The following is a 23,359-nucleotide window of genomic DNA, read 5'->3' on the forward strand; positions in this document are numbered from 1 at the left end:
TGTCAGCTTGCGGGAGGTTCGGGGGTGGGGGTGCGGAGGGCGGTGAGGATTGCTTCGGCGGTACGGCGGCCGACGCCGGGGACCTCGGTGATCTCCTCGACGGTGGCGGCCGAGAGGCGTTTCAGCGAGCCGAAGTGACGCAGCAGCGCCTTGCGGCGAACCTCGCCCAGGCCGGGGACGTTGTCCAACGCCGAGGTGGTCATCCGCTTGGAGCGGCGCTGCCGGTGGAAGGTGATGGCGAAGCGGTGGGCCTCGTCGCGTACCCGTTGCAGCAGGTAGAGCCCCTCGGAGGCGCGCGGCAGGATGACCGGGAAGTCGTCGTCGGGCAGCCAGACCTCCTCCAGCCGCTTGGCCAGCCCGCAGAGCGCCACATCGTCGATGCCCAACTCGGCGAGGGCCTGCGCGGCGGCGGCGACCTGCGGCGCTCCGCCGTCGACCACCACCAGCTGCGGCGGGTACGCGAACCGGCGTGGCCGGCCGGTGGTCGGGTCCACCAACGTTCCGATCCGCGGCTCGTCGCTGCCGTCAGCGGCGTCTGCGTCACCCCCGCCGATGGCGACCGGTGCGCCGCCGGGGTTGTCGGCGGCGGCGGCCGACTCACGGGCAGCGGCGTCAGCGGCAACCGTGTCCACGACGGCGCGGTCCATGTCGGCACGGTCCATGGCGGCGGCCGGGATGGCGAGGTCGGCGGCGGATTCGACTCCTGCCTCGCCCGTCTCGGCGCGGGCGTCGAGGTAGCGGGCGAAGCGGCGGCGCAGCACCTCGGACATCGCCGAGAGGTCGTCGGTGGCCCCCCGGATGATGAACCGGCGGTACTCGCTCTTGCGGGGCAGGCCGTCCTCGAAGACGACCATGCTCGCCACCACGTCGGTGCCCTGGATCTGCGAGATGTCGAAACACTCGATGCGCAGCGGCGCAGTCCGTAGACCGAGCGCCTCGGTGATCTCGTCGAGGGCCCTGCTGCGGGTGGTGAGATCACCGGCCCGCTTGAGTTTGTGCCGGGCCAGGGCGTCCTTCGCGTTGCGTTCCACCGTCTCCATCAGGGCCCGCTTGTCGCCGCGCTGCGGCACCCGCAGCGTCACCCGGCCGCCCCGGTGGGTGGAGAGCCAGTCGGCCAACGCGTCGGCGTCGGCGGGCAGCTCGGGCACCAGCAACTCACGCGGCACATCGGCCTCGCCGTGCTCGCCGCCGTAGACCTGGGTGCAGAAGTGGTGCACGAGGTCGCCCATGGTCAGCTCCTCGGTCTTCTCCACCACCCAGCCGCGCTGGCCGCGTACCCGGCCGCCCCGCACGTGGAAGACCTGGACCGCGGCTTCGAGCGGGTCGTCCGCGAAGGCCACCACGTCGGCGTCGGTGCCGTCGCCGAGCACCACGGTCTGCTTCTCCATCGCCCGGCGCAGCGCGGCGACGTCGTCGCGCAGCCGGGCCGCCCGCTCGAACTCCAGCTGCTCGCTGGCCTCGGCCATCTCGCGTTCCAGTTTGCGGACCATGGTGTCGGTGCGCCCGGCCATGAAGTCGCAGAAGCCGTCGACGATCTCGCGGTGCCGCTCGGCGGAGACGGTGCCGACACAGGGGGCCGAGCACTTGCCGATGTAGCCCAGCAGGCAGGGGCGGCCGACCTGGCCGGCCCGCTTGAACACCCCGGCGGAGCAGGTGCGGGCCGGAAAGACGCGCAGCAGCAGATCGAGTGTCTCGCGGATCGCCCAGGCGTGTGAGTACGGCCCGAAGTAGCGCACCCCCTTGCGCTTGGCGCCGCGCATCACCTGGAGCCGTGGGTACTCCTCGTCGAGGGTCACCGCCAGGTAGGGGTACGACTTGTCGTCGCGGTACCGCACGTTGAACCTCGGGTCGTACTGCTTGATCCAGAGGTATTCGAGCTGGAGCGCCTCGACCTCGGTGCCCACGGTGACCCAGTCGACCGCCTCGGCGGTGGTGACCATCTGCTGGGTGCGCTGGTGCAACCCCCACAGGTCGGCGAAGTAGGAGTTGAGTCGACTGCGCAGGTTCTTCGCCTTGCCGACATAGATCACCCGGCCGGTGCCGTCGTAGAAGCGGTAGACCCCAGGCGCCTCGGGAATCGTGCCCGGCGCGGGACGGTAGGTCGACGGATCAGCCACACTCCGAGATTAGTCGCCGCCCCCGACAGCCCGGATCGTCCCCTGATGCCCGTTCTCCCCGCGCCTGGGCGGCAGCACCGGAGCACTTATCGACTCCTTCCAATATCGAGCGTGGCGGCCTACCATCCAGTAACCGAATGTTCTTCATGTAATGATCCCGTCCGATGGCCCCCGTCCACAGAGGATCGCCATGACCGGTCACACCACCGCCCGCCGGCTGCTCGCCGGTGCCACGACCGCCACCGCCGTCGCCGCCCTCCTCGTCGCGGCCCCGACCACCGCCACCGCAGCCAGCGCCCCGACCGGGAGCACCCTCGCGACAAACGTCGCAAATGCCTTCGCCGCCAACGACTACTGCCTCGGGGAATGCTCGGAAATCCTGCCGCCGGGCCAGAACGGCAACGCCACCCTCGTCGAGATTCTGGGCAACCAGGCTCTCGGCACCCTGCCCCGGCACTCCGCCGACCAGCTCGACAGGTACGCCGACCTCGTCTACGGCTATGCCGGACTGCGCGAGGACCAGATCGACGCCTTCTTCAACGACGCCTCCTTCGGCGTCGCGCCCAGCCAGGTCGAACGCGACTACTCACCCCGCTCCGACGTCCGCATCCTGCGGGACCGGGCCACCGGCGTCCCGCACATCACCGGTACCACCCGCGCCGGCACCATGTTCGGCGCCGGCTACGCCGGGGCCGAGGACCGGCTGTTCACCATGGACCTGCTGCGGCACGTCGGCCGGGGCACGCTTACCCCGTTCGCGGGAGGGGCACCGGGCAACCGGGCGCTGGAGCAGAGCGTCTGGCGGACCTCCCCGTACACCGAGGCCGACCTGTCGGCGCAGGTCGCCGCGCTGCGGCAGAAGGGTGACCGCGGTGAGCAGCTCTACACCGACGTGCAGGAGTACATCGCCGGGATCAACGCCTACATCCGTACCTGCATGGCCAACCGCAACTGCCCCGGCGAGTACGTGCTCACCGGGCACCTCGACGCGATCACCAACGCCGGTGGGCCCGAGCCGTTCGTGCTGACCGACCTGGTCGCCATCGCCGGCGTGGTCGGTGGCCTGTTCGGCGGCGGGGGCGGCACCGAGATGCAGTCCGCGCTGGTCCGCATCGCCGCCCGGGCCAAGTTCGGCCCGGTGGAGGGCGACCGGGTGTGGAACGGCTTCCGGGGCCAGAACGACCCGGAGACCGTGCTGACGCTGCACGACGGGCAGAGCTTTCCGTACGGCGACGCCTCCCCGGACGCGCCAAGCGTGGTGCTGCCGGACGCCGGCTCGGCCCGGGTCGAACCGGTCTTCACCGACCCGACCGGCTCCGCGACCACCGCCACGACCTCGAACAGCGGCTCCGAGCTGGCCGCCGCGCTGTCCGGGCTGACCATCGACCCGGCACACCGCGGTATGTCGAACGCGGCGGTGATCTCGGCAGAGCACTCCACCAGCGGGCACCCGGTGGCGGTGTTCGGGCCGCAGACCGGCTACTTCTCCCCCCAACTGCTGATGGTCCAGGAGTTGCAGGGGCCGGGCATCAGCGCCCGAGGCGCCGCCTTCGCCGGGCTGAACCTGTACGTCCTGCTCGGCCGGGGCCAGGACTACGCCTGGAGCGCCACCTCCTCCGTGCACGACATCACCGACACGTACGCGGTGCCGCTCTGCGTACCCGGCGGTGGCACGCCGACGCTGGGCAGCAACCACTACCTGTTCCGCGGCCAGTGCCTGGCGATGGAGGAGTTGTCCCACGTCAACCGGTGGAGCCCGACCGTCGCCGACGGCACCGCAGCCGGGTCGTACAAGCTTGTCGCCTGGCGTACCAAGCTCGGCCTGGTGGCCTGGCGGGGCACCGTCGGCGGGGTGCCGCACGCCTTCACCCACCTGCGGTCCACCTACGGCCGGGAGGCCGACTCCGCGATCGGTTTCCAGATGTACAACGACCCGACCCAGATGGGCTCCGCGGCGGCCTTCCGCGCCTCGGCGAACAACGTCGAGTACGCGTTCAACTGGTTCTACGTCAACTCCACCGAGTCGGCGTACTTCAACTCCGGGCTCAACCCGCTGCGGGCGTCCGGCAGCAACCCGAACCTGCCGATGAAGGCCGAACGGGCGTACGAGTGGCAGGACTTCGACCCGGAATCCGGCACCGCCCGGTACGCGCCGGCGGCGGCCCACCCGCAGTCGGTGAACCAGGACTACTACGTCAGCTGGAACAACAAGCAGGCCAAGGACTTCGGCGCCGCCGACGGCAACTTCAGCTTCGGTGCCGTACACCGTGGTGACCTGCTGGACCGGCCGGTCAAGGCGGCACTCGCGGCGGGCCGCACCTTCGACCGGGCCTCGCTCACCGAGCTGGTGCAGCGGGCCGGGCTGACCGATCTACGCGGCGCCGAAGTGCTCGGCGAGCTGATCCGGGTACTGGAGAGCCAACCGGTCACCGACACCGCCCTGGCCAGCGAGATCGCACGGCTGAAGGCGTGGCGGCAGGCCGGCGCGCTGCGGGTGGAGACGGCCGAGGGCAGCAAGGTCTACCAGCACGCCGAGGCGATCCGGACCCTCGACGCCTGGTGGCCGCTGCTGGTGCGGGGCATGTTCCGGGAACCGCTCGGCACGGAGCTGTACCAGTCCCTGGTCAACACTCTCCAGGTCAACGAGTCACCCTCCGGCCACCAGCAGGGCGACGTGTCGAACCTGCCGTCGTCGGCGAACAGCGCCCAGACCCACAAGGGCTCGGCGTTCCAGTACGGGTGGTGGGGTTGGGTCGACAAGGATCTGCGAGCCGTCCTGGGTGACCCGGTGGCCGGCGGGCCGGGGCGCACCTTCTGCGGCGACGGCGACCTCGCCGCCTGCCGGCAAATCCTGCTGGACACGCTGCGGACGGCGGCGGCGACGCCGGCCACGCAGACCTATCCGGGTGACTCGACGTGCGCCGCCGGTGACCAGTGGTGCGCCGACGCCATCGTCCAGTCACCGCTGGGCGGCATCAAGCACGCCACCATCGCCTGGCAGAACCGCCCCACCTACCAGCAGGTGGTCTCGTTCCCCGCCCGCCGTGGCGACGACCTGACCAACCTGGCCGCCGGCCGCCCGGTCACCGCGTCCAGCAGTCAACTGTTCAACGGCGCCGGCCGCGCCGTCGACGGTGACCTGGGCACCCGGTGGGCGAGTTCCTGGTCGGACAACCAGTGGCTGCGGGTGGACCTCGGTTCCGTACGGCAGGTCGGTCGGGTGGTCCTGGCCTGGGAGGCGGCCTACGCCCGGTCGTACCGGGTGGAGGTCTCCGCCGACGGCACCACCTGGCGGCCGGCCTGGTCGACCACCGCCGGGAACGGCGGAACCGACGTGGTCAGCTTCGCCCCGCAACAGGCCCGGTACGTGCGGATGTACGGGCTGACTCGGGGCACCTCCTACGGCTTCTCACTGTGGGAGATGTCGGTCTACGCCCAGTGACGCGGCGGTCGCGGCCGGGACGGCACGTCCCGGCCGCGACCGTCGTTCGGCCGGCTCAGGCCAGCGCGATCTGGTCGCCGTCGACCTTGATGTTCTTGGCCGGCAGCGGCGTGGTCGCCGGGCCGGCCGTGACGGAGCCGTCCTCGATGGAGAACTTGCTGCCGTGGCAGGTGCAGTTGATGGTGCCGCCGTCGACGTTCGACACCGGGCAGCCCTGATGGGTGCAGACCGGGTCGAAACCCTTGAAGTCACCTGCGGTGGGCTGGGTGATCACCACGCCCTGGGCGGCGAAGACCGCGCCGCCGCCGACCGGGATGTCGGTCGTCCGGGCCAGTGACTGGGCGCCCTCACGATCCCCGCCGCCAGCGTCGCCGGTGTTGGTGACCTGCGGTCCAGGACTCGGTGCCGCGCCGCCGTCGTCCTCACCGCCGCAGGCGGCCAGGACCACCGCCGCGCCGACCGCCCCCGCGCCCGTGAGCACGGCCCGACGGCTACGCACTCCAGGCCCGGCCGGCACCTGATCGTCGCCAATGCCAGCGCTGCCCTGCGGCTCGCTCATGCCTCGCCCCTCCGTCGGTCACTCCGGTGCATGATGTGTCGCTACTCTCCCTGCACGCACCACTCTGCCCGGCGGTTCACCCGATCGGCCACCCAGGCGCACCGTCCGACCGTCAGACACCCGCCGACCGCCGCCGGTCGGTATCCCGCCCGGCGGAGTCGGCCCGTCAGCGCGCGGCAGCTGTGGTCTTCCGACCGCCCCGGGCCCGGCTACCGTTCGCCTTCGCCGCCCTGGTGGTCGCCGCCACGGCACCCTTCGCCGCGCCGTCGAGCTTGAGGACGGTACGCAGGAACTGCCCGGTGTGGCTCTCGGCGACCTCCGCGACCTCCTCCGGGCTGCCGGTGGCGAGCACGGTGCCGCCCCGGTGGCCACCCTCCGGGCCCATGTCGATCAACCAGTCGGCACTCTTGATCACGTCCAGGTTGTGCTCGATCGTGATCACCGTGTTGCCCTTGTCGACCAGGCCCTCCAGCACCAGCAGCAGCTTACGGATGTCCTCGAAGTGCAGGCCGGTGGTCGGCTCGTCGAGTACGTAGACCGTCCGCCCGGTGGAGCGCTTCTGCAACTCCGAGGCGAGCTTGACCCGCTGCGCCTCGCCACCGGAGAGGGTCGGCGCGGGCTGCCCCAGCCGTACGTAGCCCAGCCCCACGTCGACGAGCGTCTTGAGGTGCCGGTGGATGGCCGGGATGGCGGAGAAGAACTCGGCCGCCTCCTCGATCGGCATCTCCAGCACGTCGGAGACGGTCTTGCCCTTGTAGTGCACCTCAAGGGTCTCCCGGTTGTACCGGGCGCCCTTGCAGACCTCGCACGGCACGTACACGTCGGGCAGGAAGTTCATCTCGATCTTGATGGTGCCGTCGCCGGAGCACGCCTCGCAGCGACCGCCCTTGACGTTGAAGGAGAACCGTCCGGGGCCGTACCCCCGAACCTTGGCCTCGGTGGTCTCGGCGAACAGCTTGCGCACGTGGTCCCAGACGCCGGTGTAGGTGGCCGGGTTGGAGCGCGGGGTACGGCCGATCGGTGACTGGTCGACGCCGACGACCTTGTCGACGTGCTCCAGGCCGGAGACCCGGGTATGCCGGCCCGGCACCAGCCGGGCGCCGTTGATCTGGTTGGCCAGCACCGCGTAGAGGATGTCGTTGACCAGCGTCGACTTGCCCGAGCCGCTGACGCCCGTGACGGCGATCAGCTGGCCGAGCGGGAAGCTCACGGTCAGGTTGCGCAGGTTGTGCTCGCGGGCCCCGTGCACCACCAGCTCCCGCCCGGGGGTCTGCGGGCGGCGTCCCCGGGGGGTCGGGATCTCCCGCCGACCAGAGAGGTACGCCCCGGTCAGCGACTCGGGATTCTCCAGCAGCGCCGGCACCGAGCCGCTGTGCACGATCCGACCGCCGTGCTCCCCCGCGCCGGGACCGATGTCGACGATCCAGTCGGCGGTGCGGATGGTGTCCTCGTCGTGCTCGACCACGATCAGCGTGTTGCCCAGGCCACGCAGCCGCACCAGCGTCTCGATCAGCCGGTGGTTGTCCCGCTGGTGCAGGCCGATCGACGGCTCGTCGAGCACGTAGAGCACCCCGACCAGGCCCGACCCGATCTGGGTGGCCAACCGGATGCGCTGCGCCTCACCGCCGGAGAGGGTGCCGGCCGGGCGGTCCAGGGAGAGATAGTCCAGCCCGACGTCGAGCAGGAAGCGCAGCCGGGCGTTGATCTCCTTGAGCACCCGCTCGGCGATCAGCTTCTGCCGGTCGGTCAGCTCGATGCCGGCCAGCAGGTCGGCGCACTCACCTACCGACAGGTTGCACACCTCGGCGATGCTGCGCCCGGCCAGGGTGACCGCGAGCACCTCGGGCTTGAGCCGGGCACCGCCGCAGGCCGCGCACGGCACGTCGCGCATGTAGCCCTCGTACTTCTCCCGCGACCACTCGCTCTCGGTGTCGGAGTGCCGGCGCTCAATCCACTGCACCACACCCTCGAAGCCGGTGTAGTACGACCGCTCCCTGCCGTACTTGTTGCGGTAGCGCACGTGCACCTGGTCGTCGGAGCCGTGCAGGATCGTCTTCTGCGCCCGCGACGGCAACGCCCGCCACGGGGTGTCGACGTCGAAGTGTTCCGCCTCGCCGAGCGCCTCCAGCAGCCGCAGGAAGTACTCCAGGTTGTGCCCGGTCGCCCACGGCTGGATGGCGCCCTCGCGCAGGCTGCGTTCCGGGTCGGGGACGACCAGCTCCGGGTCGACCTCCTTCTTGGTGCCGAGGCCGGTGCACTCCGGGCAGGCGCCGTAGGGGGCGTTGAAGGAGAAGACCCGGGGTTCCAGGTCCTCGATCGCGAGGGGGTGGTCGTTGGGGCAGGCCAGGTGCTCGGAGTAGCGCCGCTCCCGGTCGGGGTCGTCCTCGGCCAGGTCGACGAAGTCGAGCAGGACCAGACCACCGGAGAGGCCCAGGGCCGCCTCGACCGAGTCGGTCAGCCGCTGCTTGGCGCTGGGCTTGACGCTGAGCCGGTCGATCACCACCTCGATGGTGTGCTTCTCCTGCTTCTTCAGCTTCGGCGGGTCGGTGAGCTGGTGCACCACACCGTCGACCCGGGCCCGCGCGTACCCCTTGGCCTGGAGTTCGGCGAACAGGTCGACGTACTCGCCCTTGCGTCCCCGCACCACCGGGGCGAGCACCATGAACCGGGTGCCCTCGACCATGGCGAGAACCCGGTCGACGATCTGCTGCGGGCTCTGCTTGGAGATCCGCTCGCCGCAGACCGGGCAGTGCGGCTCCCCGACGCGGGCGAAGAGCAACCGCAGGTAGTCGTAGACCTCGGTGATCGTGCCGACGGTGGAGCGGGGGTTGCGGGAGGTGGACTTCTGGTCGATCGACACCGCCGGGCTCAAGCCCTCGATGAAGTCGACGTCCGGCTTGTCCATCTGGCCGAGGAACTGCCGGGCGTACGACGACAGCGACTCGACGTAGCGTCGCTGCCCCTCGGCGAAGATCGTGTCGAAGGCCAGGCTCGACTTGCCCGACCCGGACAGCCCGGTGAACACGATCAGGGCGTCCCGGGGCAGGTCGAGGCTGACGTCACGCAGGTTGTGCTCGCGCGCGCCACGAATGATCAAACGGTCGGCCACGGTCCGTGTACTCCCGGGTGAGAATGAAGAGGAAGATCTGTCCGCTTTTGAGGTGACCCCAGCGGTTGTGTCAGCGCGGAGAGTGCGCCCCGGCAACTGTAGACCCGACCCCCGACAACTTCCCCCACCCACACATCCCACCCCGCCCCCACCCACCCGCTCCCCGCCCAGCTGCGCGCCGATCATGCAGCTGTGGCACGGAAAAAAGCAGTCAAATCGCCCGTACCGACGACCACAACTGCATGATCGCGGGACACACGGGTGGGGTGGGCAGTGATTAGCGGGGGTGGGGGGTGCGGCGGGTGGCGCGGGACACACGGGTGGGGCGCGTGGAGCGGCGACGGGTCTCGTGGGCGACCTCCCGTTGCAGCCGGCGCCAGCTGTCGTAGCGGCGGGCGGTCAGCGCGCCGGCATCCAGCGCCGCCCGCACCGCGCAGCCGGGTTCGGCCTCGTGCCGGCAGTCGCCGTACCGGCAGCTGGCGGCCAAGTCGGCGATGTCTGCGAAGGCGCGGTCGAGCCCGGTCGCGCCGTCGAGCAGGCCGACGGCCCGGACCCCGGGCGTGTCCACCACGGCGCCCCCACCCGGCAGCGGCACCAGCGCCCGGCAGGTGGTGGTGTGCCGACCCTTACCGTCGACCCGGCGGATCGCCTGGGTGGGCATCACCACCGCCGAGACGAGCGCGTTGACCAGGCTGGACTTGCCGGCGCCGGAGGGCCCGAGCAGCCCGAGGGTTCGGCCGGGGCCGACCTCGGCGCGCAGCGCCTCCAGTCCGGTGCCGTGCTCGGCGCTGACCGGCAGCACCGGCACCCCCGGAGCCAGGGCCGCCAGTTGACGCGCTACCGCCGCCGGATCGGCCGCCAGGTCGGTCTTGGTCAGCACCACCAACGGCCGGGCACCGGACTCGTGGACCAGGGAGAGCAGCCGCTCGATCCGGGCGGCGTCCGGTGCCGGGTGCACCGGCTCCACCACGGCGGCCACGTCGAGGTTGGCGGCCAGCAGTTGACCGCTGGCGTCCTTACCGGCGGTGCGCCGGATCAACGCGGTACGCCGGGGCAGTACCACCTCCACCGTCACCCGCCCGTCGGGCCAGGCGCACAGCAGCACCCAGTCGCCGACGCCGGGCAGCCGGGTCGCGTCGCGCACGGCGCCGGCCAGCAGCGCCCCGCCGGTCGAGGCGCGCACCGGCCCGGCCTCGGTGAGTACGGTGCAGACGCCCCGGTCGACCCGGGCCACCCGGCCGGGACGCTGATCGGTACGGATACGTCGCAGGTGGGCCGCCCGGTCGGTGTCCCAGCCCAGGGCGGTCAGCGAGATGGTCATGGCTCCTCGTTCAGTGTCGGTGCGGGTGATACACGGGTGCGGTGACCGGCATGACCACCACCTCCTCCGCTCCGGCGCCGCGCACGAACCTGGTCGACCTCCCCCGGTGGTGACCGGGCCGCGAGGCAGCAGACGAGCCGTCCGCGTCGCGTGACCCGGTCGAAGGGGTCGCTGGCACAGACGGTAGGTCGGGCCACGCCACGCCGGAAGTGAATTCCCCGGCGACGCGGGTGGGCGCGGGCCACTAGGGTCAGCACCGTGACGATGGATCCGCTGCTGCTGACCGGCGACGTGGACGAGGCCACGGCGCGCCTGCTGCGCACGGCGGCCACCTTCGACGCCGCCGACCTCGCCGCACCGTCGCTGCTGCCCGGGTGGAGCCGCGGACACGTGCTGGCCCACCTCTGCCGCAATGCCGACGGCTTCGTCAACCTGCTCACCTCGGCCCGCACTGGCGAACCGATCCCGATGTACGCCAGCGCCGCCGCCCGGACCGCCGACATCGAGGCGGGGGCCACGCGTACCCCGGAGGAGCAGCTGGACGACCTGCGGCGCAGCGCGGACCGGTTCGCCGAGGCCGTGGCCGCGATGCCGGTGCCGGCCTGGGGTGTCACCGTCGAGACCCGGCGCGGCTCGCAGCCGGCGGCTCTGCTCGTCTGGGGTCGGCTGCGGGAGCTGGAGATCCACCATGTCGACCTGGCGGCCGGCTACCGGCCCACGGACTGGTCACCGGACTTCGGTCACCGGCTGTTGCACGAGGTGACAGGCGGCTTCGCCGACCGGGACGACGTACCGGCGATGGTGCTTCGCTTCGACGGCAGCAGCCACGAACTGGTGCTCGGCGACCGGGCAGCGGCACCGGTCGTCACCGGTTCGGCGGCCGAACTCGCCGCGTGGTTGACCGGCCGCGACCCCGGCGCCACGCTGACCGTCACCCCCGACGGGCAGCTGCCCCACCCGCCCGAATGGATCTAGGGAGCCATGACCTACAGCGGAGAAGTCACCCCCGGCGGCCCGCCGGCGGTACGCGAACTCGACCGGCTGACCATCACCAAGGTGTCGGTCGGCCCGATGGACAACAACGCGTACCTGCTGCGCTGCGGCGGTACCGGTGAGCAGGTGCTGATCGACGCCGCGAACGAGGCGCCCCGCCTGCTGGAGCTGATCGGCGACGCGGGGCTCACCGCGGTGGTGACCACCCATCAGCACATGGACCACTGGGTGGGTCTGGAAGAGGTGGTGGCCAAGACCGGCGCCCGTGCGCTGGTGCACGCCGACGACGCCGACGGGCTGCCGATCGAGGCGCAGACCCTCGCCGAGGGCGACGTCGTGCCGGTCGGCGACTGCGCCCTGGAGGTCATCCACCTGCGGGGGCACACCCCGGGTTCGGTGGCGCTGCTCTACCGCGACCCCGGTGGCGTGCCGCACCTCTTCACCGGCGACAGTCTCTTCCCCGGCGGGGTGGGAAATACCGACCGGGATCCGCAGCGGTTCGCCGCGCTGATCGACGATGTCGAGCACAAGCTGTTCGGCCGGCTGCCCGACGAGACCTGGTTCTACCCCGGGCACGGTCGGGACTCGACGCTCGGCGCGGAACGCCCCCACCTGGCCGAGTGGCGCGCCCGAGGCTGGTGACAGCCGCGCTGCTCAGGGAGCGATGCGCAGCCGTCGGATCTGGTCGTCGTCGTAATCCTCGAAGCGGTACCGCAGGCCGGCGAAGGGGCCTCACGCAGGTGCGGCTGGACGCTGCTGATCCTGCCCGACGGGTGCGACAGCCACCCCGGGTTCGACCAGAGCCGAGGCTGCCGTCGAGTTCCCGGACCGGCCGGTTCAGCGGGTGGCCGCGCGCAACCGCCGGCGGGTGCCGAGCAGCACCAGGGCCGCCAGCAGCAGTCCGCCCAGCATGGTCACCAGTAGCGGACTCGCTCCGGCGGGCAGGAGCCCGGCCAGTGTCCGCGACGCCGTACCCACCACCAGGTAGAGACCGGCCCATCCGGCCGCGCCGAGCGCCGCGAACCCGAGAAATCGTCGGTACGACATGTGCAGCCCGCCTGCGGCCAGGGGCAGCAGGGCGTTGAACACCGGCAGGAAGGGCGCGATCAGCACCAGCCGGCCGCCGTCGCGGCGCAGGATGGTCTCCGCTGCCGCCCACCGCGCCTCGCCGACCCAACCGCCGAAGCGGCTGCGCCGCAGCCGGTCGCCCCACCGCCGGCCGACGAGGAAGCTCAACGACCAACCGGTGAGACAGCCGGTGACCACGGCGACGAAGGTCGCCAACCCGGTGGCGGGGCTGCCGACCGCCACTGCGGCGAGCACCGCCACGTCACCGGGCACGAGGACGCCGAACAGCGGCACCGCGTCGAAGAGCATGACCACCCCGAGCACCGCCATCAGCACCACCACGGGAAGCTCTCCGACCTGGGCCAACTGGTCCACCATGCCTCGTACGCTAAGACCTGCTCGCCACCGTGGACATCGGGTTTCCTCCCCATCCTCCGGGTGGCGCCCCTGAGGGTGATCCCTGATCGCGCCCGCCGCCTCGGAGCCATCCGCCGCAACGCCTGAGGCGCTTCGCCCGGCAAATCCGCTATTCACCGGTTACTGTCGGGAAGGTATTGGGCGATCACCGGCGCGCAAGCCAGCGGTCGCCCGCATGGAACAGGGAGAGAGTACGCATGGCAACCGGCACCGTGAAGTGGTTCAACTCCGAAAAGGGCTTCGGCTTCATCGAGCAGGACGGCGGAGGGCCCGACGTCTTCGTCCACTACTCGGCCATCCAGTCCGGCGGTTACCGCGAACTGACCGAGGGCCAGAAGGTCGAGTTCGACGTGACCCAGGGGCAGAAGGGCCCGCAGGCGGACAACGTCCGTCCGCTCTGACTCGTACGGTCCGGCGGGGCTGATCGCACGGCGGCGGGTGGCGGCCGGTACTGGCCGCCACCCGTCGGAGCGTCGCCTCAGGCCGCCAGTCGGCGGCTCAACTCGCTGACGACCTGTTGCGCCACGGTGGGCGGGATCGCCGCCGCTATCTCCTGCGGAGTGAGACCCGCCAGCACTCCGGTGACGATCGCCTGCTCGTCGGTGAAGTCCCGGTTCATCAGCGAGTCCACCGTGTTCTGTAGTGCGGTGAGTTGCGCGCCGATGGTGCGCAGTGTCGGGTGGGAGACCCGGAAGTCGGGATCTTTGTGATCCTCGCCCATCGCCATCCGGGTGTAGGTCTGCCCGACCGGGTTGCGTCCGTCCAGGACGGTGAGGTTGCGGTGGACGGTCTTGAGCCAGTTGTGTTCCTCGGGTGTCATGTCGTTCTCCCCCTCCTCGGAGTTCAGCAGTCCGATGGCGGTCAGGTAGCGGCGGAACAGCGGCCGCTGGTCGCGGTTCGCTTTGATCGAGTCCCGGAAGAAACTGAAATGGGTGTGCCACAGGTGGGACCGGTCGCCGGTGCTGCGGCGACCGAGCCGGTCCCAGCGCCGGACCACCTTGCCGTCGGGCGAGTAGATGATCTCGCGGATGTCGCGGGTGTCCGGGGCGTTGGCGACGCACTGCGCCACGCACCAGGCCGAGAACGTGAACAGGTTGTGGGTACGGCCGTTGGAACTGAGCTGGAACGTTCCGACATCCAGGGCGGCGGCGTCGAGCGTCAGGCCGTTGCGGTCGCGGGGCGACTCGACCACCGAGTAGTCGTTGGTGACGACCCGGTCCGACCCGCAGTGGTAGCCCCCTCGGTGGTTGGCGTCGCCGACGATGCCGACCTCGTTGGGTTCGAGGTCGGCGTCGCGGCTGCGGTTGGGGTCACGGTTGAGATGCTCAAGCAGCAGACTACGAACGGCGAGCAGATTTGCCGGGGCCCGCGTCATGGCTCCCCCTTCGCATACTCGTTGGGGACCAGGCGCGACGGTGACACCGCGTACGCGGTGGAGGGGCTCACCGGCGGGCCCGGCCAATCGGGTGCACGGCGCCGGGCGTATCACCACGATAGCTCGGGTTGTTAGAGAATGCCCAGCTCAGAGGCGCTTTGATTCAGCTTGGAGAAGGCTGAGAGGCAGAGTGGACGACCGGTAGGACCACTGCGGACGGATGATCCGGGTCGTGCAGGATCTCCCGGAATCCACCACGGAGTGTGACAGCTGCACCGAGCGGTTCGCCGGTGCCGGGGTTACGCGCGTAGCGGGGGTGGGCCCCACCGGAGACCTGCAGCCGCAGTCGGTGCCCCGGGGCGAAGCGGTGGGCGGTGGGCCACATCTCGACCGGCACCACGACGGCGCCGGTGTCGTCGGCGGGGAACCGCTGCGGGTCGAGCCGGACCAGACCGTCGCAGATGTTCCACGAACGTCCCCGACCATCCACGTCGCACAGTCGCACGAAGACGTCCAGGTGGGTCAGCTCGCTGCGCAGGTGGATCTCGGCGCGCACCGGCCCGACCACCTCGATCCCGGCGGCCAACGGCTCGCTGGTCCAGGTCAACACGTCGGGCCGGGCCTCGACCGGGCGGTTGTCGAACGGTCCGGCCCGCTGGGCCACCAGCAGTGGACCACCCAGCGACGGTGTCGGGTCGGCCGGGTCGTACCAGAACCCGTCCGGCGGTGACGGCACCGGGTCCGACGGGCTCAGGGTCGCCCCCGGATGCAGGTGCCACCGCACGACGTCGGCGGGTGGCGGCCAGTCGGGCAGGTCACGCCAGCCCCCGCCGGCACCACCGACGTGCACCCGCACCGGAGCGTCGGTCGGATCGGCGACCTCGCCGGCCCGATCGTCGGACAGGTGGGTGCCGAGCCAGCTCAGCCCCTCACGCAGGGCGGCGATGAACAACCCGGGGCTGCCGTGCGTCCAGGGCCCGACCACCAGGCGTGGACGGGCACCGGTGGCCCGCAACGCCGTGTAGTCGCGCAGTTGGGCCGGCAGGAAGATGTCGTGCCAGCCGCTGACCATCGCCACCGGGGAGCTGACCAGGTGCAGTCGGTCGTCGAAAACCCGACTGCGCCAGTAGTCGGCCTGTGGGGTGTGATGCCGCAGCCACTCCTGGAAGAACGGCACGGTCACCCCGGTGGCGACCCGGTCCGCCTCGATCAACGGAAGGTGGGACAGGGCGGCGGTCAGCTTCGGCTGGCCGCGCTTGAGTTCCCACTGGCGGGCCAGCCACGGCACGGTCTGCGCCTGGAGCAGCTCGGCCCAGGTCAGCACCGTGTCCAGGGCGAACGACTCGCCCGCGTACGTGGAGTCACGGGTGGTGGAGGCGGTCGCGACCGCGACCATCGCGCGCAGCTGCGGGCCCGCGTCCGCCGCGAGCGCCCACTGCACGAATCCCTGATAGCTGGCGCCGAACATGCCGAACGCGCCGATCCACCACGGCTGCCGACGCAGCCAGTCGAGCGTGTCCAGGCCGTCGTCGCGCTCGTGCACGAACGGCTCGAACTCGCCGCCGGAGCCGCCCGTGCCCCGGCAGGACTGGATGACCACGTGGAATCCCTGCTCGGCGGCGAGTCGGCAGAGCAGCCGCATCGGTCCGGCCCGACCGTACGGGGTGCGGATCAGCACGGTGGGCGCGGCGGGCAGGTCGGGAGCGTAGTGGTCGGTGCGCAGAATCACCCCGTCGCGTACCCGCAGCGCGATGTCCCGGGTGACGGTGACCCGTCGGGTCCGCGCCGGTGGCAGTCGCAGGGCGGCAGCGGCGAGCCCGGCCGCCAGACGATCAAGCACGACTCACTCCGACCGGCGGCGGTGCGGCTCGGTCCGGGCGGCACGGACCTCGTCCCGGTGCTCCCGCAGCGAGGCTCCCATCGCCGTCATGAACCGGTACACCACCTCCAGTTCGTCGTCACGGAATCCGGCCATCACCCGGTCGGTGCGCTCGCCCAGCGGCCGGAAGAAGCCCATCGCCAGCTCGGCGCCGCGTTCGGCGTAGCGCAGCAGGACCTTGCGTCGGTCCGTGGTGTCCCGGTCCCGGCGCAGATGCCCGCCCCGTTCCAGCCGGTCGATCAGCGCGGTGACCGAGCCGGAGGAGAGCCCTAGGTGCTCGCCGAGCCGACCCGGCGTGATCGGGTCGCCGACCAGCTCGGCGTCCATCACGGCGATCAGCGCCTGCAGGTCGGTGGCGTTGAGGCCGTGCTGGCCGGCGAAGGCGTGCCCGACGTGCTGCGCGTCCACGCCGTAGCGGCGCAGCTCGGCCGTGATCTCGGCGATCAACACGTCCCGGCGCGTGTCGCGCCTGCGGTACATACCGTGAGCTGCCACGTCCCGCCGCTTCCTCCCGACGTCCCGGGTTCGCAGCATAACCGAGAGAGAGCCTCGTCTCGTTTGCCGAGATTCTCTACCACTGAGCTGTTGCAGCGTCTCTCTTGATAGGCGAAAATCTCGGCTGTCTAGATACTTTTGCCTGGGGGTCCTGATGTCCGTGTTCACCCGCGTGGCGGGCGGTCGCCTGAACGCCTGGTTCACCATCCTCGCGGCGCTCGCCGTGGGCGCGGCCGTCTTCTGGTTGCCGACCCCCGACAACCCGGCACCCGTCTCCGCCACCGGCCTGTCCGACCGCTGGCAATCCACCCAGGTCGAGCGGTTGCAGGACGAACTGCCGGCCAGCGACGTCCAGCCGGCCATCGTCGTGGTCACCCGGGACGACCGCGCGCCGTTGACCGACGCCGACCGCACCGCCGTCACCACCGGCACCGGCGCCCTCGGCGGGTTCACCGTCGGCGGTCAGGTCGCGCCGCCGCAACTGTCCCCCGACGGCACCGTCGCCCTGGTCGCCGTGCCGTTGAGCACCGAGGGTGGTCAGGAAGCGGTGGCCGCCACCGTCGCCGAGGTCCGCGAGGCGCTGACGGCGCTGCCGGCCGAACTGACAGTCGAGGTGACCGGCCCCCCGGCCTTCACCGCCGACCTCACCAAGGTCTTCGAGGGCGCCGACACCACCCTGCTCGCCGTCACCGCCGCCGTGGTCGCGCTGCTGCTGCTCGTCACCTACCGCAGCCCGCTGCTGTGGATGGCGCCCCTGGCCGTCGTGGCCGCAACCGAACAGGTCGCCCTGCGGGCCCTCGACACGGTGATCCCCGCCGTCGGCATCAATTTCGCCGGCGGTGCCGTCTCCGGCATCGCCAGCGTCCTCGTCTTCGGCGCCGCCACCAACTACGCCCTGCTGTTGATCGCCCGCTACCGGGAGGAACTGCGCCGCGAGGCGGACCGCTTCGCCGCCATGCGCGCCGCGTTGCGCCGCACCGCCGAACCGATCCTCGCCAGCGGCAGCACCGTCATGCTCGGGGTGCTCACCCTGCTGCTCAGCGAGCGGGAACTCAACCGGGCCCTCGCCGTCGCCTGCGCCACCGGCATCCTCCTGGCCATGGCGTCGGCTCTGCTCGTGCTGCCGGCCGCGCTGGTGCTGCTCGGGCGGCGCCTGTTCTGGCCGTTCGTACCGCACGTCGGCAGCGAAGGTCGGGAGGGCCGGGTCTGGGGCCGGCTCGGCGCCGCCGTGATCCGCCGACCGGTGCCCGTCGCGGTCCTGGCCACGCTGCTGCTGGCCGGGCTTGCCCTGGGCGGCCTCGGCCTGCGGACCGGGCTGTCGGAGACCGAGCAGTTCCGGGTACAGCCCGAAGCGGTCGCCGGAGCAGAGACCCTCGCCCGCGCCTTCCCCGCCGGCACCACCCAGCCGGTCGCGGTGATGACCCGACCCGACACCGTACCGGCGGTAACCGCGGCCGCCGCCGAGGTGCCCGGGGTCGCCTCCGCCCGTCCCGGCACCGCCGGCCCCACCGTCGCTCAGGTCGACGTGGTCCTCGAGGCCGAGCCCGGCACCACCGCCTCCGACCGAACGCTGGAGGCCCTGCGGGACGCGGTCGCCGCCGTACCCGACTCCGCGCCGCCCGCCCCGGCAGGCGGCGACACCCCGGCCGGCGCCATCGTCGGCGGCACCGTGGCCGGCACGTACGACGCGTCGGCGGCCGACGCGGAGGACCTACGCGTCATCCTGCCGCTGATCCTGCTCCTGGTCGGTGCCGTGCTGGTCCTGCTGCTACGCGGCCTGCTCGCCCCGGTGCTGCTCGTGGTCACCGTTGTCGCGTCCTACTTCGCCAGCCTCGGCGGCGCCTGGCTGCTCTTCGACCACGTGCTCGGTTTCCCCGCCCTGGACACCACCGTGCCGCTGCTGGCGTTCGTCTTCCTGGTGGCGCTCGGCGTGGACTACAACATCTTCCTGGTCACCCGCGCCCGCGAGGACGCCCGCACCGCCGGCACCCGCGAGGGCATGCTCTCCGCGCTGCGCGTGACCGGCGGCGTGATCACCAGCGCCGGGATCCTGCTGGCCGCCGTCTTCGCCGTCCTCGGCGTGCTACCGCTGATCACCCTGACCCAGATCGGGATCATCGTCTGCCTCGGCGTGCTGCTGGACACCCTGCTGGTCCGCACGGTGGTCGTCCCAGCCCTGGCGTTCCTGCTCGGGGAACGGTTCTGGTGGCCCGGCCGGGTCAGCGCCGATCAGAAACCGAGGCAGACGCACTCCGACATCAGCGCCCGGACGTTGCGCACGTAGCTCGGGTTCGGGATGGTCAGCGGCTCCCCCTCCCGGGCCACCGCCCCGTGCCCGTAGTTGTAGGCCGCGATGATCGCGTTCAACAGGCACGAGTTCAGCTCGGAGGTGCACAGGTCGGCGTCGAGCCGGTAGTCGGCGTCGAAGTACATGTCGCCGATGTATTTGGTCAGCCAGGCCAGGTAGGTGCCGCCAAGGTAGGCGTTGTCCTGGTAGTCCCAGACGTCGTAGCTCTGCCCGAAACGCTGGTTCATCCAGGTCGCGGTGTCCGGCATCACCTGCATCAGGCCGATGCCCCCGTCGCAGGCCACGATGTTGGACTGCCAACCACTCTCCTGCCACGCCGTCGCTTTGATCAGATTCAGCGGGACGCGGATGTCCGGCGCCGACGTCGGCCAGTAGGTGCGCCCGGCCGCGTCGGTCAACGCCGCCTTGACCTGCGCACGGCTGGCCTGATCGCCCTTGTAGCTGGGCTTGCATTCGCTTGAGGGCGGCTTCGGCGGATCCGGCGGCACCTCTGTCTCCGTCGGCGGTTTCGGCACCGCCCGGGGGGCGGTGGCCGTGGTGCGCTTCGGCTTCGGGCTCCGCTTCTCCGCCGCCGACGGTGACGCGCTGGCGCTGGGCGTGGCCTTCGGCGCGGCGCCCATCGCCTCCACCGCCGACGGTGTCGCCGTCGCGTCCCCCGGTGCCGTCAATCCGGTGGCCTCGCCCGAGGCGTCCGGCAACTCCTCCGGGAGCGCGACCGGGGCCGGCACCTCCGCCGTAGGGCTGTCCACCTTGGCACACCCACCGCCAGCCAGCAGCAGCATCGCGGCGACCACCGCGACACCCCACCGTGCGACGTTGTGTCCCATGTCGACCTCCTCCGGCCGTGACGAACCCGCCGCACACTAACAGCTACTGCCCGTCGCGCGTGGCCCCGCGACCGCCGCCTGGATCACGGCACCGGCCTCACCCGACGGCGGACCTACCGCCCGTCACCGCACGGTCCCGGGTGGCCCAGGCGACCATGAACACCGCCGTCCAGGCGGCACCGAGCAGCACCGCGCCGACCGTACCGCTGGCCGTGCTCAACCCCAGATACAGCCGGGCGCCGCCGATGGCGACCACACCGGCCGCCGCCACGGTCCACGCGGCCACCGCCACCGGCCACCGGGCACCCCGCGACAACAGCCACGCCAGGGTGCACAGGCTCGCCGTCACCACGACGTTCTGGGTGGAGAACAGCACCACCCGCCCACCGGCGGCCAAATCCGCCACGGCCGCCAACACCACCAGCGGCACGAATGCGCCGACGGTACCGACCACACTGAGCAGGTCCGCCCGCCAGGGTCGTTGCCGCCACGCCTGAATCAGGGCGACCACCGCCACCATCACGATCAGCGACGAGCCACGCAGCAGCGACACCGCCGCCTGGGTCGCCTCCACCGCATCGGGCGTACGCCGCGCCGCGAACCAGCTCGCGATCGCCCCGTCGACCAGAGCCAACCCACTCTGCCGAACCACCACCCGCAGGACCCAGGCGATCATCAACGCGACCACGAACAGCAGCACCACCCCGACGGCCAGGTTCGCCAGCAACGCCCAGGCCGGCCCGAGGCGCAGGCTCAGCAGGAAGAACAGCAGCCCGTAGCGGGCCGACAGCCACCGCAGCGGCGGCAGCCGGGCCGCCCGGGTCAGCAACGCCCGGGCCGGATCGGGGTTTCGGCCCAGCCAGCGACCGGCCAGCACCACCGCGACCAGCGCCGCCACCAGCACCAGCACCGCTCCGGTGGCCCGACCCAGCAGCCGGGAGACCGTCTCGTACGACTCCCCGGCCAGATGCCCGACGAGCACCGAGGCACCCACCCAGCTGCTCACCCCGGCGAGGTTCCACGGCGCGAACCGGCGGTACGGCATCCCCGCCGCACCGGCCAGCCGGGGCACCAGCGTGCGGGCGAACGCCACCCAACGGGCGGTCAGCACACCTCGCCCACCCATCCGGTCGAGCATCGCGTCGGCGCGGGCCCACCGCTCCGGCCCCACCCGGGCACCCCACCTGCTGGCCCGCAGCCGGGGCCCGTAACGCCGGCCGGCGCGGAACGCCAACGCGTCCCCCAACGCGGCGGCGGCGATCATCACCAGCAACGCCGGTCCGAACCGCAACGTGCCGGTGTACGTGAGGAAGCCCACCAGCAGCAGGGTCGCCTCCCCGGGCGCGACCAACCCGATGATCAGTGCCGTCTCGGCGGCCACGATAAGCGCCGCCACCACGTAGATCAGCGACGGCGGCAGGCTCTGCACCGAACTGAGCAGATCGTGCACGGCGCCCCCGGATCACCTCGGCAGAACTGCCCTGCAAGTGTGACAGTGCCCTCCGTCACCGCGCCGCCCCACTCTCCGGTGACCCCGACGCCACGCGGCTACCGCGCAGGCGGGAGGATGGAGCTCATGCAGCTTCGCACGGACCTCCGCAACGTCGCCATCATCGCCCACGTCGACCACGGCAAGACCACCCTGGTCGACGCCATGCTGCGGCAGGCCGGCGCCTACGGCGCCCGGGGCGAGGTGACCGAGCGGGTGATGGACTCGATGGACCTGGAACGGGAGAAGGGCATCACCATCCTGGCCAAGAACACCGGCGTGCGCTACCTGCCCGCCGACGGCTCGGACCCGGTCACCATCAACATCATCGACACCCCCGGGCACGCCGACTTCGGCGGCGAGGTGGAGCGTGGCCTGACCATGGTCGACGGGGTGGTGCTCCTGGTCGACGCCAGCGAAGGGCCGCTGCCGCAGACCCGGTTCGTGCTCCGCAAGGCCCTCAAGGCCCGGATGCCGATCATCCTCGTGATCAACAAGGTGGACCGCCCGGACGCCCGGATCAAGGAAGTCGTCGACGACACCTACGAACTCTTCCTCGACCTCGACGCCGACGAGGAGCAGATCGACTTCCCGATCGTCTACGCCTGCGCCCGCGACGGCATCGCCTCGCTGACCCAGCCCGCCGACGGTTCGGTGCCGGACGACAGCCACAGCCTGGAGCCGCTGTTCCGCACGCTGCTCGACACCATCCCACCGCCCGCGTACGACGAGAGCGCCCCGCTGCAGGCGCACGTCACCAACCTGGACGCCTCGCCGTTCCTCGGCCGCCTCGCGCTGTGCCGGGTGCGGCAGGGCACCATCGCCAAGGGCCAGTCGGTGGCCTGGTGCCGCACCGACGGCAGCACCCAGCGGGTCCGCATCTCCGAGCTGCTGATGACCGAGGGCCTGGAGCGCAAGCCCGCCGACAGCGCCGGCCCGGGCGACATCATCGCGGTCGCCGGCATCCCCGAGATCATGATCGGTGAGACCCTCGCCGACGCCGAGAACCCGGTCCCGCTGCCGCTGATCACCGTCGACGAGCCGGCGATCTCCATGACCATCGGCACCAACAACTCGCCACTGGTCGGCCGGGTCAAGGGCGCCAAGGTGACCGCCCGGATGGTCAAGGACCGCCTGGACAAGGAACTCGTCGGCAACGTGTCGCTGCGGGTGCTGCCCACCGAGCGACCGGACGCCTGGGAGGTGCAGGGCCGGGGCGAGCTGGCCCTGGCCATCCTGGTGGAGCAGATGCGCCGCGAGTCCTACGAGCTGACCGTGGGCAAGCCCCAGGTGGTCACCCGGGAGATCGACGGGCGCACCTGCGAACCCGTGGAACGGCTCACCATCGACGCGCCCGACGAGTACCTCGGCGCGATCACCCAGCTGCTGGCCACCCGCAAGGGCCGGATGGAGCAGCTGGTCAACCACGGCACCGGCTGGATCCGGATGGAGTGGCTGGTACCGGCCCGCGGTCTGATCGGCTTCCGTACCGAGTTCCTCACCGAGACCCGGGGCACCGGCATCCTGCACCACGTCTTCGAGTCGTACGAGCCGTGGTTCGGCGAGCTGCGGACCCGCAACAACGGCTCACTGGTCGCCGACCGCTCCGGCGCCGCCACCGCGTTCGCCATGATGAACCTCCAGGAGCGCGGCACGCTCTTCGTCGAGCCCGGCACCGAGGTGTACGAGGGCATGATCGTCGGGGAGAACTCCCGCTCCGACGACATGGACGTCAACATCACCAAGGAGAAGAAGCTCACCAACATGCGCTCCTCCACCTCGGAGGAGACCGAGAAGCTGATCCCGCCGCGCAAGCTCTCGCTGGAGCAGGCACTGGAGTTCTGCCGCGAGGACGAGTGCGTCGAGGTGACCCCGGCCGCCGTCCGCATCCGCAAGGTCGTGCTCGACCAGACCCAGCGGGCCCGCACCGCCGCCCGCCGCAAGCACGCCGGCTGAGACG

16 protein-coding genes are annotated in these 23,359 nt (G+C 71.4%); 6 read left to right on the top strand and 10 right to left on the bottom strand.

Annotated features, from left to right (window positions below; translation table 11 throughout):
* Positions 1 to 2: 2 nt before the first annotated feature.
* Positions 3 to 2,117 carry an excinuclease ABC subunit UvrC gene (gene uvrC / locus ACN26Z_RS22375; protein ID WP_421463338.1) on the bottom strand — a complete coding sequence of 705 codons (2,115 nt, stop codon included), beginning with the start codon at positions 2,115 to 2,117 and terminating at the stop codon, positions 3 to 5.
* A 190-nt stretch (positions 2,118 to 2,307) separates the two neighbouring features.
* Here uvrC and ACN26Z_RS22380 point away from each other — a divergent pair, with 190 nt between their 5' ends.
* A complete protein-coding gene (locus ACN26Z_RS22380; protein WP_421463339.1) occupies positions 2,308 to 5,559 on the top strand; it encodes a penicillin acylase family protein in 3,252 nt (1,083 codons plus the stop codon).
* Positions 5,560 to 5,614: 55 nt separating this feature from the next.
* On the opposite strand, the gene ACN26Z_RS22385 is transcribed toward ACN26Z_RS22380, so the two are convergent.
* From ACN26Z_RS22385 to rsgA, 3 genes are all read right to left on the bottom strand, one after another.
* Positions 5,615 to 6,091: a Rieske (2Fe-2S) protein gene (locus tag ACN26Z_RS22385; protein ID WP_421464697.1), complete on the bottom strand. Its 477-nt coding sequence runs from the start codon at positions 6,089 to 6,091 to the stop codon at positions 5,615 to 5,617.
* Positions 6,092 to 6,284: 193 nt separating this feature from the next.
* Complete coding sequence (gene uvrA, locus ACN26Z_RS22390; protein WP_282237497.1) at positions 6,285 to 9,227, bottom strand: excinuclease ABC subunit UvrA; 2,943 nt, start codon at positions 9,225 to 9,227, stop codon at positions 6,285 to 6,287.
* 277 nt (positions 9,228 to 9,504) lie between these two features.
* Positions 9,505 to 10,548 carry a ribosome small subunit-dependent GTPase A gene (gene rsgA, locus ACN26Z_RS22395; protein ID WP_421463340.1) on the bottom strand — a complete coding sequence of 348 codons (1,044 nt, stop codon included), beginning with the start codon at positions 10,546 to 10,548 and terminating at the stop codon, positions 9,505 to 9,507.
* Between the two features lie 258 nt (positions 10,549 to 10,806).
* Between rsgA and ACN26Z_RS22400 the strand changes: the two genes are divergently transcribed.
* Together ACN26Z_RS22400 and ACN26Z_RS22405 are read left to right on the top strand one after the other, a co-directional pair.
* Entirely contained in the window at positions 10,807 to 11,523 is a 717-nt protein-coding gene (locus ACN26Z_RS22400; protein WP_421463341.1) for a maleylpyruvate isomerase family mycothiol-dependent enzyme, read from the top strand.
* A gap of 6 nt (positions 11,524 to 11,529) precedes the next feature.
* Positions 11,530 to 12,183, top strand: a complete 654-nt coding sequence (locus ACN26Z_RS22405; protein WP_421463342.1) for an MBL fold metallo-hydrolase — start codon at positions 11,530 to 11,532, stop codon at positions 12,181 to 12,183.
* A 195-nt stretch (positions 12,184 to 12,378) separates the two neighbouring features.
* On the opposite strand, the gene ACN26Z_RS22410 is transcribed toward ACN26Z_RS22405, so the two are convergent.
* A complete protein-coding gene (locus ACN26Z_RS22410; RefSeq protein WP_421463343.1) occupies positions 12,379 to 12,987 on the bottom strand; it encodes a DedA family protein in 609 nt (202 codons plus the stop codon).
* A 236-nt stretch (positions 12,988 to 13,223) separates the two neighbouring features.
* Between ACN26Z_RS22410 and ACN26Z_RS22415 the strand changes: the two genes are divergently transcribed.
* The gene (locus ACN26Z_RS22415; RefSeq protein ID WP_093401468.1) at positions 13,224 to 13,427 is read left to right on the top strand and encodes a cold-shock protein; all 204 of its coding nucleotides are present in this window, start codon (positions 13,224 to 13,226) and stop codon (positions 13,425 to 13,427) included.
* Between the two features lie 77 nt (positions 13,428 to 13,504).
* Here ACN26Z_RS22415 and ACN26Z_RS22420 read toward each other — a convergent pair whose 3' ends face one another.
* The 3 genes from ACN26Z_RS22420 to ACN26Z_RS22430 form a co-directional block, all read right to left on the bottom strand.
* Positions 13,505 to 14,401 carry a hypothetical protein gene (locus tag ACN26Z_RS22420; protein ID WP_282237492.1) on the bottom strand — a complete coding sequence of 299 codons (897 nt, stop codon included), beginning with the start codon at positions 14,399 to 14,401 and terminating at the stop codon, positions 13,505 to 13,507.
* 163 nt (positions 14,402 to 14,564) lie between these two features.
* Entirely contained in the window at positions 14,565 to 16,241 is a 1,677-nt protein-coding gene (locus ACN26Z_RS22425; protein WP_421463344.1) for a CocE/NonD family hydrolase, read from the bottom strand.
* 3 nt (positions 16,242 to 16,244) lie between these two features.
* Positions 16,245 to 16,760, bottom strand: a complete 516-nt coding sequence (locus ACN26Z_RS22430; protein WP_282240757.1) for a MarR family winged helix-turn-helix transcriptional regulator — start codon at positions 16,758 to 16,760, stop codon at positions 16,245 to 16,247.
* Between the two features lie 169 nt (positions 16,761 to 16,929).
* Between ACN26Z_RS22430 and ACN26Z_RS22435 the strand changes: the two genes are divergently transcribed.
* Positions 16,930 to 19,059 carry an MMPL family transporter gene (locus ACN26Z_RS22435; RefSeq protein WP_421463345.1) on the top strand — a complete coding sequence of 710 codons (2,130 nt, stop codon included), beginning with the start codon at positions 16,930 to 16,932 and terminating at the stop codon, positions 19,057 to 19,059.
* Here ACN26Z_RS22435 and ACN26Z_RS22440 read toward each other — a convergent pair.
* Both ACN26Z_RS22440 and ACN26Z_RS22445 read right to left on the bottom strand, forming a co-directional pair.
* Positions 19,005 to 19,910, bottom strand: a complete 906-nt coding sequence (locus ACN26Z_RS22440) for a transglycosylase SLT domain-containing protein (RefSeq protein WP_421463346.1) — start codon at positions 19,908 to 19,910, stop codon at positions 19,005 to 19,007. The genes ACN26Z_RS22435 and ACN26Z_RS22440 overlap by 55 nt on opposite strands.
* Positions 19,911 to 20,007: 97 nt before the next feature.
* Positions 20,008 to 21,360, bottom strand: coding sequence for a DedA family protein (locus ACN26Z_RS22445; RefSeq protein WP_282237489.1), 1,353 nt, complete (start codon positions 21,358 to 21,360; stop codon positions 20,008 to 20,010).
* 126 nt (positions 21,361 to 21,486) lie between these two features.
* Between ACN26Z_RS22445 and typA the strand changes: the two genes are divergently transcribed.
* On the top strand, positions 21,487 to 23,355 hold the full coding sequence (gene typA, locus ACN26Z_RS22450; RefSeq protein ID WP_210938523.1) for a translational GTPase TypA: 1,869 nt from the start codon (positions 21,487 to 21,489) through the stop codon (positions 23,353 to 23,355).
* Positions 23,356 to 23,359 lie beyond the last annotated feature (4 nt).

The sequence above is a fragment of the Verrucosispora sp. WMMD703 genome, assembly GCF_049178935.1.
GTDB classification, from domain to species: domain Bacteria; phylum Actinomycetota; class Actinomycetes; order Mycobacteriales; family Micromonosporaceae; genus Micromonospora; species Micromonospora sediminimaris.